General features: G+C 57.0%; 14 protein-coding genes. 7 read left to right on the forward strand and 7 right to left on the reverse strand.

All coding sequences use genetic code 11. From position 1 onward, the window contains the following. The first annotated feature begins 21 nt into the window (after window positions 1–21). Both bioH and K0J45_RS18630 read left to right on the forward strand, forming a co-directional pair. Complete coding sequence (bioH, locus tag K0J45_RS18625) at window positions 22–801, forward strand: pimeloyl-ACP methyl ester esterase BioH (RefSeq protein WP_220043639.1); 780 nt, start codon at window positions 22–24, stop codon at window positions 799–801. A gap of 58 nt (window positions 802–859) precedes the next feature. Beyond that, the gene (locus K0J45_RS18630; RefSeq protein ID WP_220043640.1) at window positions 860–1,354 is read left to right on the forward strand and encodes a hypothetical protein; all 495 of its coding nucleotides are present in this window, start codon (window positions 860–862) and stop codon (window positions 1,352–1,354) included. On the opposite strand, the gene K0J45_RS18635 is transcribed toward K0J45_RS18630, so the two are convergent. Further along, window positions 1,347–3,335, reverse strand: coding sequence for an LTA synthase family protein (locus tag K0J45_RS18635; protein ID WP_220043641.1), 1,989 nt, complete (start codon window positions 3,333–3,335; stop codon window positions 1,347–1,349). The genes K0J45_RS18630 and K0J45_RS18635 overlap by 8 nt on opposite strands. Window positions 3,336–3,827: 492 nt before the next feature. Here K0J45_RS18635 and K0J45_RS18640 point away from each other — a divergent pair, with 492 nt between their 5' ends. Then, window positions 3,828–4,046 carry a hypothetical protein gene (locus K0J45_RS18640; RefSeq protein WP_220043642.1) on the forward strand — a complete coding sequence of 73 codons (219 nt, stop codon included), beginning with the start codon at window positions 3,828–3,830 and terminating at the stop codon, window positions 4,044–4,046. Window positions 4,047–4,140: 94 nt separating this feature from the next. Here the strand turns inward: K0J45_RS18640 and K0J45_RS18645 are convergent, their stop codons facing one another. The 3 genes from K0J45_RS18645 to greB form a co-directional block, all read right to left on the reverse strand. Continuing rightward, the gene (locus K0J45_RS18645; protein ID WP_220043643.1) at window positions 4,141–6,504 is read right to left on the reverse strand and encodes a Tex family protein; all 2,364 of its coding nucleotides are present in this window, start codon (window positions 6,502–6,504) and stop codon (window positions 4,141–4,143) included. A gap of 127 nt (window positions 6,505–6,631) precedes the next feature. Next, window positions 6,632–8,443 (reverse strand): thiamine pyrophosphate-binding protein, encoded by a 1,812-nt coding sequence (locus tag K0J45_RS18650; protein WP_220043644.1) that lies wholly within the window; start codon window positions 8,441–8,443, stop codon window positions 6,632–6,634. Between the two features lie 234 nt (window positions 8,444–8,677). Continuing rightward, window positions 8,678–9,160: a transcription elongation factor GreB gene (greB, locus tag K0J45_RS18655; RefSeq protein WP_220043645.1), complete on the reverse strand. Its 483-nt coding sequence runs from the start codon at window positions 9,158–9,160 to the stop codon at window positions 8,678–8,680. A gap of 406 nt (window positions 9,161–9,566) precedes the next feature. Here greB and ompR point away from each other — a divergent pair, with 406 nt between their 5' ends. The 4 genes from ompR (at window position 9,567) to K0J45_RS18675 (ending at window position 14,674) form a co-directional block, all read left to right on the forward strand. Continuing rightward, complete coding sequence (ompR, locus tag K0J45_RS18660) at window positions 9,567–10,292, forward strand: osmolarity response regulator transcription factor OmpR (RefSeq protein WP_011867431.1); 726 nt, start codon at window positions 9,567–9,569, stop codon at window positions 10,290–10,292. A 21-nt stretch (window positions 10,293–10,313) separates the two neighbouring features. Further along, entirely contained in the window at window positions 10,314–11,624 is a 1,311-nt protein-coding gene (gene envZ / locus K0J45_RS18665) for a two-component system sensor histidine kinase EnvZ (RefSeq protein ID WP_220043646.1), read from the forward strand. Window positions 11,625–11,774: 150 nt separating this feature from the next. Next, complete coding sequence (locus tag K0J45_RS18670) at window positions 11,775–13,733, forward strand: methyl-accepting chemotaxis protein (protein WP_220043647.1); 1,959 nt, start codon at window positions 11,775–11,777, stop codon at window positions 13,731–13,733. 95 nt (window positions 13,734–13,828) lie between these two features. Next, window positions 13,829–14,674 (forward strand): hypothetical protein, encoded by an 846-nt coding sequence (locus K0J45_RS18675; RefSeq protein ID WP_220043648.1) that lies wholly within the window; start codon window positions 13,829–13,831, stop codon window positions 14,672–14,674. Between the two features lie 112 nt (window positions 14,675–14,786). Here K0J45_RS18675 and K0J45_RS18680 read toward each other — a convergent pair whose 3' ends face one another. The 3 genes from K0J45_RS18680 to K0J45_RS18690 all read right to left on the reverse strand — a co-directional run bounded on the left by K0J45_RS18680 (window position 14,787) and on the right by K0J45_RS18690 (window position 16,184). After that, on the reverse strand, window positions 14,787–15,260 hold the full coding sequence (locus K0J45_RS18680; RefSeq protein WP_220043649.1) for a peroxiredoxin: 474 nt from the start codon (window positions 15,258–15,260) through the stop codon (window positions 14,787–14,789). Window positions 15,261–15,390: 130 nt separating this feature from the next. Beyond that, window positions 15,391–15,936: a DUF2937 family protein gene (locus K0J45_RS18685; protein WP_220043650.1), complete on the reverse strand. Its 546-nt coding sequence runs from the start codon at window positions 15,934–15,936 to the stop codon at window positions 15,391–15,393. A 26-nt stretch (window positions 15,937–15,962) separates the two neighbouring features. Beyond that, complete coding sequence (locus K0J45_RS18690; protein ID WP_350355019.1) at window positions 15,963–16,184, reverse strand: DUF7661 family protein; 222 nt, start codon at window positions 16,182–16,184, stop codon at window positions 15,963–15,965. Window positions 16,185–16,287: the final 103 nt, after the last annotated feature.

Below are 16,287 nucleotides of genomic sequence, written 5' to 3' on the forward strand. Positions count from 1 at the left end.
TTACGCTCCAGAGGCATCTTAGTGAGTCAGCAATCCTTGCATATTGAAACTATAGGCCAAGGCCGCCCCATCGTCCTGCTGCACGGCTGGGGGGTGAACAGCGCCGTCTTTACTCCCTTGCATCACACGCTTAAGGATCATCAACTCCTGTTAGTCGACCTGCCCGGCTTCGGCGATAGCCCGGCCATAGAGGGAGACCTGGATGCCTGGGTCGATCATCTCATGCCACAGATGCCAGAGCGGGCTATCTGGGCCGGTTGGTCACTGGGGGGACTGGTCGCCACCCGCGCCGCCCTGCGTTATCCAGAGCGCATAAATGCCCTGCTGACCATAGCCTCCTCCCCCTGTTTCATGGCACGGGAGGACGAGGGCTGGCCGGGGATTCCACCACAAATTCTGGGGCAGTTTGGCGATCAGCTGGAGAAAGATCTCGGCAAGATGATCGAGCGCTTCCTGGCCATCCAGGCCATGGGGAGTGAGACCGCCAAGCAGGATATCAAGCAGCTCAGGGACCTGGTGATGGCCAAGCCGCTGCCGGATGCAGACGCGCTGCGCGCCGGCTTGCAGATGCTCAAGGAGGTGGACCTCAGAGACCAGCTCAATGAGATACGCGTGCCCTGGCTCAGGGTGTGGGGAAGGTTGGACGGTCTGGTGTCTCGCCGGGTACAGCCACTGATGCCGGTTTGCGAGTCACGCTTTGAGGATCTTGTGCTACCTAAGGCCTCCCATGCGCCCTTCTTCTCCCACAGGGATGCCTTTGTTCAAGGGGTCGAGGCCTGGCTGCAGACGCTTAAAGAATAATCACTTTAATTTATAACACTTTTTGGTTATTATTTAGGCAATACGCTAGGAGTTTTCTATGTTAGTGGTGACCAACTATCCGCAAGTGCCTATCGCGACGACCAACGCCGCGACCGATAGCGCGCGGGTAGAGAGTCAGCAACGCCCACCAATCATACCTGCGCCTCAGCTCGCCAAGAGCAACGAAGAGCGCCCCTTCAATCCTCAGAATGAGCGCGCGGCGGATCAGGCCAACATTCAGGCAAAACTCAATGAGAAGGTGCAGGCCAAGCAGCAAGGGCAAGGCCAGCATCAGCAGGAAGGTCAGCAACAACAGCAACAGGCGAAACAAGGCGCCGCCGCCATCATACGCCCACTGATGATGAAGCCTGCGCTGGCACGCCGCGACATACGTAGCGCGCAGACTGAGACGCCAAGAGAGCCCCAAAAACCTAAGACCCGCTTCGAGAACCAGGCCAGCAGCTTCTATCAGAGCGTGTCGGCCCATATCGCCAGCTTCTACCAGACTCAGACCCTCCCCAAGGGAGAGCCCGAGCTATCCACCTTTATCTGATCGACGCTTCATCCGACGACGTGTTCGATGCCGTGCTCTGCTGTGGCGTCTGATACAGCTGTTGTTGGTAAGCCATGCTGCCCCACAGCGCCCACGACAAGGCGGTCTGCTTCATCTCATCACTCTGCGCCTTATGGGTCAGGGTGTTGCTGGTAAAGTCGTAGGCATAGCCAGTCGGCTCACGCTCTGGCTGCAGGATCACCACATCGTCACCGCGCAGATAGGCCATGTTCTTGTCGTACTGCATCAGGGCGCGGCCCGGCCAGTCTTCATCCATCTTGGTCAGATCCCGACCCAGCATAGGGTAGCTACCCGAGACGCCCATCAAGGACAACAGGGTCGGCGCCAGATCGATCTGGCTGGCGACACGTTGGTCCATCTTAGGGGCGATGCCATCGCCTATGATGATCGCCGGGATGCGGAACTGCTCCACAGGAACCAGAGAGGCACCGCCTACGCGGCTCTCATGGTCGGCCACCACCACAAATAGTGTGTCTTTCCAGTAGCTGGATTGCTTGGCCAGCTTAAAGAACTCACCCACGGCATAATCGGCATACTTGGCCGTGTTATTACGGGTCTGCTTAGTCTCATCATAAAGCTCGATACGGCCATCGGGGAACTCGAACGGCTCATGGTTAGAGGAGCTGAACACTAGACTAAAGAAAGGCTTACCCTCTTTATGGAACTGCTCAAACTCGTTATTGGCTCGCTTGAGTAGATCTTCGTCCGACACACCCCAGGAACCGACAAACACAGGATCTTTATAGTCGTTCTGATCCACGATATCGCTAAAGCCATTGCCCAGGAAGAAGCTGCGCATGTTGTCGAAATGGCTCTCGCCGCCATAGATAAACTGGGTCTCATAGCCGTTCATCTTCAGCAGATCGGCGATGGTGAAGAAGTCGGTCTGACTCTTACCTAGCTTGACCACAGAACGTGCCGGGGTCGGCGTAAAGCCGGTGGTAACCGCCTCGATGCCGCGCACCGAACGGGTACCCGTTGCGTACAGACGATTGAAGGCCCAGCCCTCTTGCGCCAAGGCATCGATATTAGGCGTCAGCGGCAGGCCGCCAAGGTAACCAGTAAATCTCGCCCCCAGGCTCTCCTGCAGGATGATCACCAGGTTCTTGGGCTTGCCCTGGAAGCTGGCCTGGTTATAGGTCACGCTCGGCAGAGACTCAGAGGTGAAGGCACTTAGCGGGCGGCCACTGTCTTTACGTATGTTGTCTATGATCTGGCTCTTCTCCAGCTTGCCATACACCTTAGAGGCATTGGCTTCCGCCGCCATCTGATCTATGGCAAACACCAGCGAATAGGAGGAGTTCACCACCAGAGAGTTCACCAGCGGATCGTCGGCGAAGGCCACCATGGCAGGATTAAGCGGTCTGTGCCCCAGGCTAGAGCGCGCGCCCATCAGGGTCACGGCGATAACCAGTAAGGCAATGGCCGGACGCCAGAACCAGCGCGGATAGACCACCTCTTTCAGTAAGCGCCCACTCAGGCGCCAGCCGCCCCACAGACTCAGGGTACTGACGATCAGCCCGAGGAAGATCTCTCCCTTACGACTGGTCCACAGCATGGAGAGCACCTCTTTGGGGTAGATGAGGTATTCAATATAGAGACGATTCGGTCTCAGGCCATATTCATCGATAAACGAGGGAGTCGATAGCTCGAGGAAGATCATCAACCAGAGACCCAGTGTCAGCCAGACTCTCAGTACCGACTTCCAGCCACGGCCGACGATGTGGTCGCCACCAAAGATGGTGGTGCCCAGGGCGGCGATGCCCCATAACCAACACAGGGTGGCAAAGTCGACTCTCAGTCCCTGAAGCAACAGGTGTGGCCAGCCATCCACGGCGGCGACCCTATCGGCCTGCCAGATGCCCAAGCCGATACGGCTCAGCATCGTGATGGCCAGGGCTATCAGGCCAAAGTAGACAATGGCCCGCATTGGCCCATGTTTCTTGTGGGACGTCGTCATGGTTTCCTCAATCAAAATCGCTATCGCTTAATGGGTACGAGCATGTTCGCTCGGCAATGTGCCATTTTGACATAAAAGTCAGTAAAAAGTTCGAAAAGTGTAACAGTTAAATAAGACGTGAATTATCAGCTAAATAGTGGATTCCCGCGCTTTTTGCCCGCCAGAAGCCCCAATAATCTATTCAAAAATCGAATAGTAACTATCTTTCGATCTCCCCCCTCCCTGGGTAGGATAGCGTCAGACGAGCCTACAACATCATTTAAAACAATCAGATAATAGATAGTTCTCGGCTCTACGCCGTATAAAGAGAATATGCCCAGGGCTCGAAATTGAGTCGCTCATGGCCACCTGCCGAGAACAGTGTCAGCCAACAAGCCCTAGGGCTTCGCAAATACATAAAAATAACAACTGGTTATTTTCTAACAGCTTACACACAACAATTCATACGGTTACCCATGCATTCATATCAGAGATTCACGCCGGAGGTGCCCCATGGCTGACTACCTCATTAGCTATAGCTTCGAGTCACCCACGCCGCTAAGCGGCCGTCCCGGCACCAAGGCGAACAAGACACACCTGGATAACACCCTCAGCGCCAGCGTGATAGTCAATGCCCGCGGCCTGACGCTCGCCAAGCAGAAGGTGATCGCCAGGGGTAAACAAAATGGCGTCAGGCGGCTCAAGATACTCTCGGCCGAACTCCTGCTCTAGACGCCGGAAGCCGGGCCAGCGACCAAGCGAATCTGTGTGGAATCTAGGCATAAAAAAGGCCGCAAATGCGGCCTTTAAAAACGGTAAAGCGAGACTACTTCTTCAGCTTGGCGAAGGCATCGGCGAAGGCGTTGCCCATGGCCGCGTTGGCCGGTGCCTTAGGCTGCTTATACTGACCCTTAGCCTGGCTCTTGCCCTGTGAGCCTTTACCTTGATGTCCCTTGCCTTGACCCGCTTTCGCCTGGCCCTTGCCGCCTTGGTGAGACATTTGATTCTCGCCCGGCTTCTCGTCCAGACGCATGGTCAGGCTGATACGCTTACGCTCGGCATCGACCTCCATCACCTTGACCTTGACCACGTCACCGGCCTTCACCACTGTGTGGGGATCGCTGACAAACTTGTCGGTGAGCGACGAGATATGCACCAGTCCATCCTGATGCACGCCAATATCGACGAAGGCGCCGAAGTTGGTCACATTGGTCACCACGCCCTCTAAGATCATCTCGACCTTAAGATCTTTGATCTCCTCGACCCCTTCCTTAAACACGGCGGTCTTAAACTCGCCGCGGGGATCACGACCCGGCTTATCCAGCTCGCTGAGAATATCTTCTATGGTCGGCAGACCAAACTCCTCGGTCACAAACGCCTTGGCATCGATCTGCTTGAGCAGATCTGTGTTGCCTATCAGGGCATCCACCGCCTGCTGCTGCGCCTTGGCGATAGACTCAACCAAGGCATAGGTCTCTGGGTGTACCGCGCTGGCATCCAGCGGGTTGTCACCCTCACGAATACGCAGGAAACCGGCCGCCTGCTCGAATGCCTTGGGGCCGAGACGTGGCACCTTAAGCAGCTGTTTACGCGAGGTAAACTGACCATTCTGGTCGCGGTACTCGACGATATTGCGCGCCAGCGTCTTGTTCAGGCCGGCCACCTGAGTCAGCAGCGGCATAGAGGCCATGTTGAGATCCACACCCACGCCATTTACGCAGTCTTCCACCACGGCCTCGAGGGATTGTGATAGCTGACTCTGACTCACGTCGTGCTGATACTGGCCTACGCCGATAGACTTAGGCTCGATCTTCACCAGCTCGGCCAGCGGATCTTGCAGGCGACGGGCGATAGAGACGGCGCCGCGAATCGACACGTCCAGCTCCGGAAACTCCTCCGCCGCCAGCTCTGAGGCGGAGTAGACGGAGGCGCCCGCTTCGCTCACCATGATCTTGGTGAGTGTCGGCAGCTCGCTCTTCAGCTCGGCAATCAGCTCGCCCGCCAGCTTGTCGGTCTCACGTGAGGCGGTGCCGTTGCCTATGGCGATCAGCTCCACCTTGTGCATCTTCACTAAATTCGCCAGGGTACGGATCGACTTGTCCCACTGGTTCTGCGGTGCATGGGGGAAGATGGTGGTGTGGGCCATCAGCTTGCCCGTGTTGTTGACTATGGCCACCTTGACGCCGGTTCTCAGCCCCGGGTCCAACCCCAGCGTCGCCTTGGCACCGGCAGGCGCCGCCATTAAAAGATCGCCCAGGTTACGGGCGAAGACATTGATCGCCTCTGTCTCTGCACGCTCGCGCAGCTTGGCGATAAACTCTGTCTCCAACTGCAGCGCGATCTTGATGCGCCAGGTAGAGGTGACAACCAGCTTAAGCCACTGATCCACGGCGGAATCACTCAGCTTGAGGTTAAAGTGATCGGCAATGATCACCTCGCAGTAACTGCCTTGCTTGGCCTCGCTGTCAGGATCGGCATTCATGCTCAGGCTCAACACGCCCTCGTTGCGACCACGCAACATGGCCAGGGCACGATGAGAAGGCACATTCATCAGCTTCTCGCTGTGCTCGAAATAGTCTCTGAACTTGGCGCCCTCTTTCTCCTTACCCTTCACCACACGGCTCTCGAGCACGGCGCTCTGGGTCAGGTGTTGGCGCACCTTCTGCAGCAGTTCGGCGTCTTCGGCGAAACGTTCCATCAGGATGAAACGGGCACCATCGAGCACCGCCTTCACCTCATCGAAACCCGCCTCGGCATTGAGATACTCGCTCGCCAGGGCCTCGATATCCGTCTGACGATCACTGAGCAAACGATCCACCAGGGGCTCGATACCGGCCTCGATGGCGATCTGTCCCTTGGTACGACGCTTAGGCTTATAGGGCAGATAGAGATCTTCCAGGCGCGTCTTGCTGTCGGCCTGATCTATGGCGGCCTGCAGCTCGGCGGTCAACTTACCCTGGGCTTGAATGCTGGAGAGGATCACCTGACGGCGATCGTTGAGTTCACGCAGATAGCCCAGACGACTATACAGGGTGCGCAGTTGGGTATCGTCTAAACCACCTGTGACCTCTTTACGATAACGCGCCACGAAGGGAACCGTCGCGCCGTCATCCAATAGAGTGATAGTTGCCGTCACTTGCTGCTCACGAACATTAAGTTCCTGAGCGATGATTTGTGCAATATTTTGCATAGATTACGTCGTGCCCAAATAGAGAGTTAAGTGCCGCCAAAGATAACACAGCCCTGGGCCAAGTTGTACGTCCTATCTGTCGCAACTCCTGATAAGGGCGGGTAAATTAGGCGACACGTCTCTCAGTTTAGCCGCGTTTTTCGCATAACTCCTGCCAGCGGCGAGTTGCCTCTGGCTGACCGTTACGATAGCCGATGTAACAGTTGAGCTTCTGGGTGGTATCGCTCTGGAATGACTCCTCGATAGGCGCCGGCACCTCAATAAGATGCAGGCCGCCGCTGGCGATACAGCCACACAGGGTATCGACAAACTCGCCATCGTACCGGCACAGATGTCCCCTGCCACCATAGGCCTGAATCAACAACTTAGGATCGAATCCCTCATGGTTACAGGCATAGATGGGCGCATCACCGGCCTTACCCAGATGGAAGATGTTGTTGCGCATGTAGACGATAACTAGGTTGGCCCCCTGCTTCTGCAGGTTGATCAACTCGTTCGCCTGGAAGTTGAAGCCGCCGTCGCCGGTGATCACCACCACGGGCTGGGCGGTGCCCTGCTCGGCAAGCTGATCTACCACTGCCCTGGCGTATGGCAGGCTGGTGCCCATGGCCGCATACCAAGGATTAGCCAGATAGCTGCGGCCGATATCGCTACCGAGTGTGGTCAGCTCGAAGCTGGCAAACAGCGAATTACCCACCTCGGGCACGAAGATGAAGGGGCGCTCGCTAGCCCGCTGCGCCGCGTTGATGCAGGCCGCCAGATGGTGATAACCCAGCTCAGCATCGCTGGTTATAGGGGTCTCAGATGCCGAGTTAGATTCGACATCAAGGCTCAGATGCACGGGCGCCGCCTTGATAATAGGCTGCTCGCTCAGCAGCTCCATCACGGCGGCGATATCCGCCTCCCACTGGGCCGTGCCCTTAAGCATGGTCTTGTTGCCATGATTGTCGATGGCATGGGTCTGGCTGCTAAAGGCATTATTGGTGTCTGAAGGGAAAATCGCCGTGCCCAGCTCGAGCACATAGTCGGCCGTAGACTCGATATACTCCTTATTCGGCAAGCGGCTGAACACACCGTTGTAACTGCCTAGGCAGAGTGGCTTCGACTCATCCAGCATCCCCTTACCAAACCAGGTGGTAGCATAGGGCAGCTTGTTGTGTTCGCAGAAACTCAGAATCTTCTCCAGCAGCGGCGCATTCAACCTGAGCTTCTCGCCGAGGAATACCAGTGGCGCCTTGGCGCACTGAAGCTGAGCGCGGATCTGACTGGCGATCAGCTCGGCGCCGCTCAGGTTAAGCGCCTGCGGCCTTAACTCACTCGGACAAGTCGGCAGACTCAGCGCCTGAGTGGGCTGATAGATAAGATCTCGCGGCACCTCGATATACACGGGCTGACGATTCACATAGGCATGGGTAAGCAGCTGTAGAAACTGCTCCGCCGCCACGTTAGGCTGACCGCTGTGACGCTGGCCCTGCAAACGCTCGGCGCGCACGCCCAGTGCCTTGAAGGCGTTGAGCGCGGCATCGAGATCCGTATGCCAGGCCGTATGCGGATGTACGCTGTGGTGCAGCGCCTGACTGTTGATCTCTGCCTCACCAGGCGCCCCCGAGATAAACACCACGGGCAAACCTTCGGTGCGCGCCAGGGCCGCCGCCGAGGTGCAGGGCAGGCTACCGACAGTATAAGTGGTCATGCAGACCCCGAGAGGATTCAGCTCGGCCTGGGCGCAGGCACTGAAACCGGCGTGCATCTCGTTGCTCGAGGGCAGTACCGCCACCCGTTTATCCAGGGTGTTGATCAGGTTAGCGACGAAGTCGCCACCGACACCATAAACACGTTTCACACCGAAGAAGGCCAGCAGCTCGGCGATGCTATCGCCAAGCAGCGGCAGATGGGCGGCGTAGTCGGCGCCAAAGTTAGATTCGATCGATACAGACACGTTAGACTCTCGGGTTGTCCAAAAATGTCTGTAGCCTAGGGGCTGCGGCGCATCTGCGCTTTGATCGAGATCATCAAGGCTTAGCGCGCAGTGCTATGCCAAGGGCGAACCACAGTGACAAGATTTCGTTACAGGGCTAATGTTAGGCAGATATTGATTGATTTATCAGAGCATTAACTGAGGCTGGAGGCGTTAGCCCAGGCTTACACCCGAGCTGAAGTCGCGAAGGCAGGTTTAGTCCTCGAACGCCTTATATTGGATCTTGTTGACGTACCACTCCTTCTTACCGGCGGGGGTGTTGACCACCACTTCGTCGTCCACCTGCTTGCCGATCAGCGCCCTCGCCATGGGCGAGTCTATGGTGATATAACCGAGCTTGGTATCCAGCTCATCCTTGCCGACGATACGATAGCGCACTATCTTGCCCGCCTCGTCCTCCAGCTCGACCCAGGCGCCGAAGAACACCTTGCCCTCCTGCTGGGGCGAGTAATCGACGATCTGCAGATCTTCCACCCGCTTCACCAGATAGCGCACCCGGCTGTCTATCTGACGTAGCAGGCGCTTGTTATATGTGTAGTCGGCGTTTTCGCTACGATCGCCCTGGGCCGCCGCCTCCTGCACCTTCTTGGTGATCTCGGGGCGGTACTCTTTCCATAAATACTTAAGCTCTCTGTCGAGCGCTTGCCACCCTTCGCGGGTGATCAACATGGCTTTCATCTTTCTCTCGTCACGACTCAACAAGATGCCAGGCAACCGCCTGCACATCGAATGATTTTCGGCTGATAATAACCAGCGCAGCTGCTGAAAAACAATAGCCCGGTGGCACGATCTTAGCGAGGCGATAAGCCAAGTCATCCCCCAACCACTCACCAACTGCCGGTTTCAATTTGGTTACAATTTCCCAGCGGAAAGTTAAAAGTCATATAATTTCAATTAGTATCAGTATGTTACAAGGGTATTATTTCTAGCGCTGTGGAAAAACGCCGCAACTCTGGATGAAATCTCGCTAGGCTTTTAAATAGCAAAGCGGCTATATTAAGCAGGCACATAAGATTAATATTGAAATTCAGCCAGTTGAGCGGTAAACCTCGAGCCGATCGCACTGAAATAAGGGATAGAGAGCATGGGACAAGAAACCTCTAAAATTCTCGTTGTCGATGATGATATGCGCCTAAGAGCCCTGCTAGAGCGTTACCTGATGGAACAGGGTTACCAGGTCAGGAGCGCCGCCAATGCCGAGCAGATGGACAGACTACTGGAGCGGGAAAACTTCCACCTGCTGGTGCTGGATCTTATGTTGCCGGGCGAGGATGGCCTCTCTATCTGCCGTCGCCTGCGCCAAAATGGCAATACAATTCCCATAGTTATGCTGACCGCCAAGGGTGACGAGGTGGACCGCATCATAGGCCTGGAGCTGGGCGCCGACGATTACCTGCCTAAGCCTTTCAACCCCAGAGAACTCCTGGCTCGCATCAAGGCGGTCATGCGCCGTCAGGCCCCCGAAGTCCCGGGCGCGCCGACACAACAGGAAGAGGAGATCACCTTCGGTGAATTTACCCTTAACCTGGCGACCCGCGAGATGTACCACGGCGAAGAGGCAATATCCCTCACCAGCGGCGAATTTGCCGTGCTCAAGGTGCTGGTGAGTCACCCCAGAGAACCGCTGTCGCGGGACAAGTTGATGAACCTGGCCCGCGGCCGCGACTATTCGGCGCTGGAGCGCTCCATCGACGTACAGGTATCGCGCCTGCGTCGCCTGATTGAGAAAGATGCCGCCAACCCAAGATATATCCAGACCGTTTGGGGCCTGGGCTATGTGTTTGTGCCCGACGGTGCCGCGCGGCGTTAGCCCCGGCCATCGTCCCCAATAATGAGCTGGTTTAAACGCTTTCTTCCCCGCAGCGCCTTCAGTCAGACAGTACTGCTGATAGGCTCACTGCTGCTGGTCAATCAGCTGGTCTCCTATCTCTCGGTGGCTGTGTACTTTATTCAGCCCACCTACCAGCAGATCAACCAGCTGATCGCCCGCCAGGTAAACCTGCTGTTCGTCGACGGCGTAGATGTCGGCCGCGAACACCTCTCCATGGTCGATGCCCTCAACGCCAAGGTGCGCGACGACAGCATGGAGATCTACAACCTTAAGGATGCCCGCGAGGCCGGGGTCGATCGCGCCGCCTACTACAGCCTGCTATCGGCGCAGATGTCAGAGCATCTGGGCGGCAAGGCCGAGGTGCGCATCGCCCAAGGCAAGGAGTTCGAGATCTGGATCCGCCCGCCACAGGCACCATCGGTATGGATTAAGGTACCTCTTACCGGCTTCAACGAATTTGGCCTCTCGCCCCTAACCCTCTACCTCATGGTGATCGGTGCCCTGAGTGTCGCCGGCGGTTGGTGGTTTGCCCGCAAGCAGAACAAGCCATTGAAGCGTCTACAGAAGGCGGCGATTTCCGTCTCCCGCGGCGACTATCCCGCGCCCCTGCCCCCGAGCGGCTCCACCGAGATCATCGAGGTAACTAACGCCTTCAACCAGATGTCCCGCAGCATGCAGCAGCTGGAGCAGGATAGGGCCCTGTTGATGGCGGGGATCTCCCACGATCTGCGCACGCCGCTGACCCGAATCCGTCTCGCCTCCGAGATGATGGTGGAGGAAGATGAGTACCTCAAAGAGGGCATAGTGCATGACATCGAGGATATGGATGCCATCATCAACCAGTTTATCGCCTACATACGTCAGGATCAGGAGGCCAACCGCGAACTGGTGCAGATAAACGATCTGCTGCAGGATATCGCCCAGGCCGAGACCAACCGCGACGGCGAGATAGTGTTAGCGCTAAACGAGTGCCCCGAAATTCCTATGCAGGCGGTGGCGGTCAAACGCATCATCAGCAACCTGGTGGAGAACGCCTTCCGCTACGGCAACGGCTGGGTGCAGCTGAGTTCCAATTTCGACGGCCGTCGGGTCGGCTTCGGCGTGGAAGACAACGGCCCAGGCATCCCAAGCGACCAGATCCCCAAGTTATTCCAGCCCTTTACCCAGGGCGATAGCGCCCGCGGCAGCGTCGGCTCAGGCCTGGGACTGGCGATCATCAAGCGGATCGTCGACCGTCATCAGGGCCAGGTAGTACTCACCAACCGCCCCGAAGGCGGCCTGCATGCCCAGGTATGGCTGCCGCTGGAATAGCTGCCTCTCGGCCCCTCCTCTAAACCCTAGCAATAGCTCACTCTCTTCTCATACTCAGACGTCATACCTAAGTGCCATACTTGAGTGCTGTGTCATCAATTTGCAACAATTACGTCATATTCTGGCGCAAACTGTCACTGGCGCGCGATCATGAAAATTTCCACCCTCTCCCTCTGGGCCTCTGCCACCCTGTTACTGCTGGCCGCACTCTTGGCCGGTGTCGTCGTATGGAGCAACCAGGAGCGCGCCCAGATAGAGCAGAAGAATCAGATGCTGGCCGATCTGCAGCAGCAGTTTCTGGTCGAGGTTCGCCGCCAGCTGGAGAGCTACCTGAGCACGGGCAACAGCCAGCAGCTGAGCAGCGCCAAGCAACAGCTTCAGACCATAGCCGCCAGCCTGGACCAGCTCTCTCACGAGGAAGCCAACCGACTACAAGGGTCTATCTCGGCTTTTATCAAAGACTTGGACAGCCAATACCGCGCCGCGGGTAAGCTGGCCGGCAATCCCCGTCAGCTGCTGGCCCACGCCGAAAGCGAGATGATCTCCCACAATCAGCACCTAGCTGAGTATGCCGACAAGGGCCTGGCGGAAAACCCAAGACTCGCCAAGCAATACCTGCAACTGACCCAGAGTCTGCCGCCTCTGGTGTATCAGCTGTCGCAGCTAACCCAGGACTATCTGATCGGCAAAGATCAGCGCCTCAAGTCACTGCTGGCGACTCAGATCCAAGCCCTGACCGACTGGCACGACCAACTGGCCAAGCTGCCGCTACTCGGCCTGTATGAGGCCCAGGAGGCCGACGAGTTTGCCCTGGGCGATGACGAGCCGGAACAGATAGAGATAGGCGAGAGCTATTACAGCGAGCTGCTCTCCCTCAGCCAGCGCTATGGCAAAGAGGTGAGCAACACCCACCAGCTGCTGACCGCCAACCAGGCCGCCCAGGAAGCCATGATGGCCGCCATCGTTCGCATCGAAGACGAGCTGCTCCAGCTCGGCCAGGCACAGCAGGCGCAAAACCTGCACCTCAAACAGCAGCTACAGACCCTGCTCTACGGCGTGGTCTCAGTGCTGGCGGTGTTCGCCCTGGTCTACCTCCTGTTACAACAACGCCGGGTGGTAAAGCCTCTCAGACACCTGAATCAGGCCTTCATGCGCCTGAGCGAGTCCAACAACCGCGAGCGCCTGACCATAGAGCGTCGCTGTGAAACCGGCCAGATCGCCGGTCATTTCAATCAGCTACTCGATCGCTTCGAGGCGGAAGATGCCGCCCAACGCGTCAAGATAGGCCAGATCTCCACCTCGCTGTCGCAGCTGGTACACCGCATTACCGAGCTGACCCAGGGCACAGAGACCACCCTGGGCATAGTCGACACGGCGCAGAATCAGACCGAGCAGGTGCGCGCCATCGCCCGTGAGGTGAGCGAACTCTCCAGCCAGGTCGAGCAGCATGCCCAGCAGACCCACAGCCAGATGCTCGCCAGTCAGGAGGAGGTGCAGGCCTTCATGAGCGCCGCCGACGAGACCCAGCAGGCGGTGAGCCACTGTCATCTCTCTTTAGGCAGCCTGACCACCTCGGTCAACGACGTCTCCACCATACTGGATGTGATCGGCAACATCGCCGAGCAGACCAACCTGCTGGCCCTCAACGCCGCCATCGAGGCCGCCCGCGCCGGTGAACAGGGACGCGGCTTCGCCGTGGTCGCCGACGAGGTGCGCAACCTGTCTCAGCGCACCCAGGAATCCTTGCAGCAGGTGGTGACCATATTGAGTCAGCTCACCGAGGCCAACCAGCAACTGACCCTGAGCGTAGAGGGGATAGCGAGCACCAGCCAGAAGCAGGCCCAGGGGGCGCAGAATCTCTGGCAGGTGACCCAGACGGTGCAGCAACAGTCTCAGGAGATGACAGAGACCGCCAAGCAGGGCAGCCGCTTCAGCGTCGATCAGGCCAGCCACCTGGACAGCCTGTCACAGGCGATGGAGTCGCTGAAACAACACGCCATGGCCGCCGCCAGCCAGAGCGAGGTGATCGCCGATGAGGTGGCTCAAGGGGTCGCCGACATCGAGGCCAGCCTGGGCATCGACGGACAATCTCTGGATAACGCCGCCTAACCCAGCTCAAATTGGAATCTGGCCAGCAGAAAAGCTGGCCATTTTATGCTAATGTGCGCCGCACCATAACGGATGATGAACCACAGAGGCGCCTCATGAAGACCACGCTCGCACTCGGCCTGGCCGGCCTACTCAGCTTTCCTGCGCTAGCAGACTCAGACAACTCCCCCTTCGCCATGTCACTCATTGCTGGCCTGGAGTCCTATCCGGATTCAGAGTTCAGCTCCATGTCACGTGGTGGTGGCCTGTCGTTTATCTGGGACGACCTGCGTTACGACAATGTCTACCAGCTGGATAACAACTACTTCCGGGTGCGTGGAACCTACTACTACGAGCGCGACTCGGAAAAATATGATGAGGACAGGTTCCGTAACTCCATGGATCTGCGCTTCAACTATCAGCGTCCCTTCGCCCGCTTAGGCGAGCAGCAAGACTACCTGCTGAGTTTCCATGGTCGCTACGAAGGCCACTACAACAGCCAACAGCTAGAAGAATTCGAACAGCTGGCCGTCGCCGGGCTGTCACTCAACCGCCGCTTCGGCAACGTCAACCACTATGATCTCGGCCTGACACTCGGCCTGGGCTACAGCGAAGAAGAGAAGGATGACGACTGGCCGCGTGAGGAGATGGGCCGCACCGAAGAGGAGCTCAACCGCGCCGGTTTTGGCTATTTCTTCGAGTGGAGCAACAAATACACCTTCGCCCACACGGGTGTGCAGCTCGGCGCCAAGTGGAGCCGCTTCGACGGTCAATGGGGCTATGACGCCGACAAGTTCTACACCATGGACAGACTCACCCTGGAGGTGATCATGCCGCTGGCCAATCAGAATAACCTGCTGCACTTCACCACCCAATATATCAGCCGCGACTACGAGGTGGATCTGTTGGGCTTCGAAGACACTCTCTATCGTGTCGCCGTGGAATATGTGCACTACTTCTAGGGGCTTGTTTTAAGGTGTTGTTTTAGACCCTTGTTTTAAAGCCTGTTTTAGTGCCTTTTAACATCTAGCCACAAAAGAGGGAGCCTAAGGCTCCCTCTTTATTTGCAGCGCCTTATAAAGCTGCCAATACCACCTCGGCCTTACTGACTTCGAAGCTCTTGGGCGCCTCGACATTCAGCAGAGTCACCACACCGTTATCGATCACCATGGCATAACGCTGCGAGCGGATGCCACCAAAACCTGCGGTGTCCATCTCCAGCCCCAAGGCCTTGGTAAAGCTGGCATCGCCATCGGCCAACATCATCAGCTCGCTGGCATTTTGCGCCTCTCCCCAGGCCTTCATCACGAAGGCATCGTTAACCGATACACAGGCAATAATATCGACCCCTTTGGCCTTAAACTGATCCGCCAGTACTACATAGCCGGGCAGATGCGCCTCGGAGCAGGTTGGGGTAAAGGCGCCGGGTACGGCAAACAGCACCACCTTCTTGTTGGCAAACAGCTCGCTTACATCATGGTTGACCATACCGTTTTCGGTCAGCTCGCCTAGAGTGGCGGCAGGTAGTGCTTGTCCTTGGGCTATCATGGAAAAATCCTTATGGTTAACAGTAAACTTAGGCAGCCATTTTGGCCTTATCATGTCACTCACCTAAGCAGATACCTGAAGCATAGCCGTTATTGGACGTGACAAACACAGACGAATGTTAGGGTTTCTCTTATCTGTTCTCTGGCTGCGGCTCAGCTTTAGACTTGAGGCGACGATAGGCGCCAAGGCAACAATGGCCGCAGCCGTGTAGCGTCAACTCGCAAAACAGGGCAAACAGCAGGCCGAACACCAGACCGAAGGCGATGGCGCGACCATCCAGCAGTATGCTGTGGCTGAAATGCTGCCACACCTGGTCTCGGATCTCAGGCAGAGGCGCAAGCACAAGCCTGTCGAATCCGCCGTAGCCAGATTGATTGAACTCAGTCAGCGCTGCAGACAGCAACTGATACCTCTGATACAGCGCCTCTATGCTCTCGCCACCGGCATTGAACACGGCATCGGGATTTTGCTTGTAGTGGGCGATCAGCTTGTCGATATCGCCGCCGAAGAAACGGTCGGCATCCCGCTGAAACTCGGCCAGACTCAGTTTGGCCTCCTGGGTATGAGCCGCAAGCGCCTTGCCATACTGATCCACAAAGGCCGGCACCTGCACCCCGAGCAGCACGCCGCAGACAAACAACAAAAGCCTGAGGTAATCCATCAAACGTCTAATCATCTTTTCTGGCCCTCCGGCAAAACGTGCTATTTGCTCTCTAACCTGACCTCAGGGTGCTGGGCACTGGCTTGCTCGTGATAGATATCATCCAGATAACTAAGCAGCTGATCTTCAGCAAGCTCGGGTGGGATCACCACATCATAGACACGGCTACGCATCCCGGTTTGCGACTCATTAAACAGCTGCCACTCCTCGCCCACACGCCGCACCGACATGGACCTGCCAAACACATTCACCCTGATCATCATTCGCTCCCAAGACCCCACTAGATTAGCAAGCTAACACTCGCCGCCGGGCATCACAATAGCCGCCTCATTAAAGGTCATTCACACACAAATCATCAGATTGGCA

It is taken from the genome of Shewanella alkalitolerans, from assembly GCF_019457575.1.
Classification (GTDB): domain Bacteria; phylum Pseudomonadota; class Gammaproteobacteria; order Enterobacterales; family Shewanellaceae; genus Shewanella; species Shewanella loihica.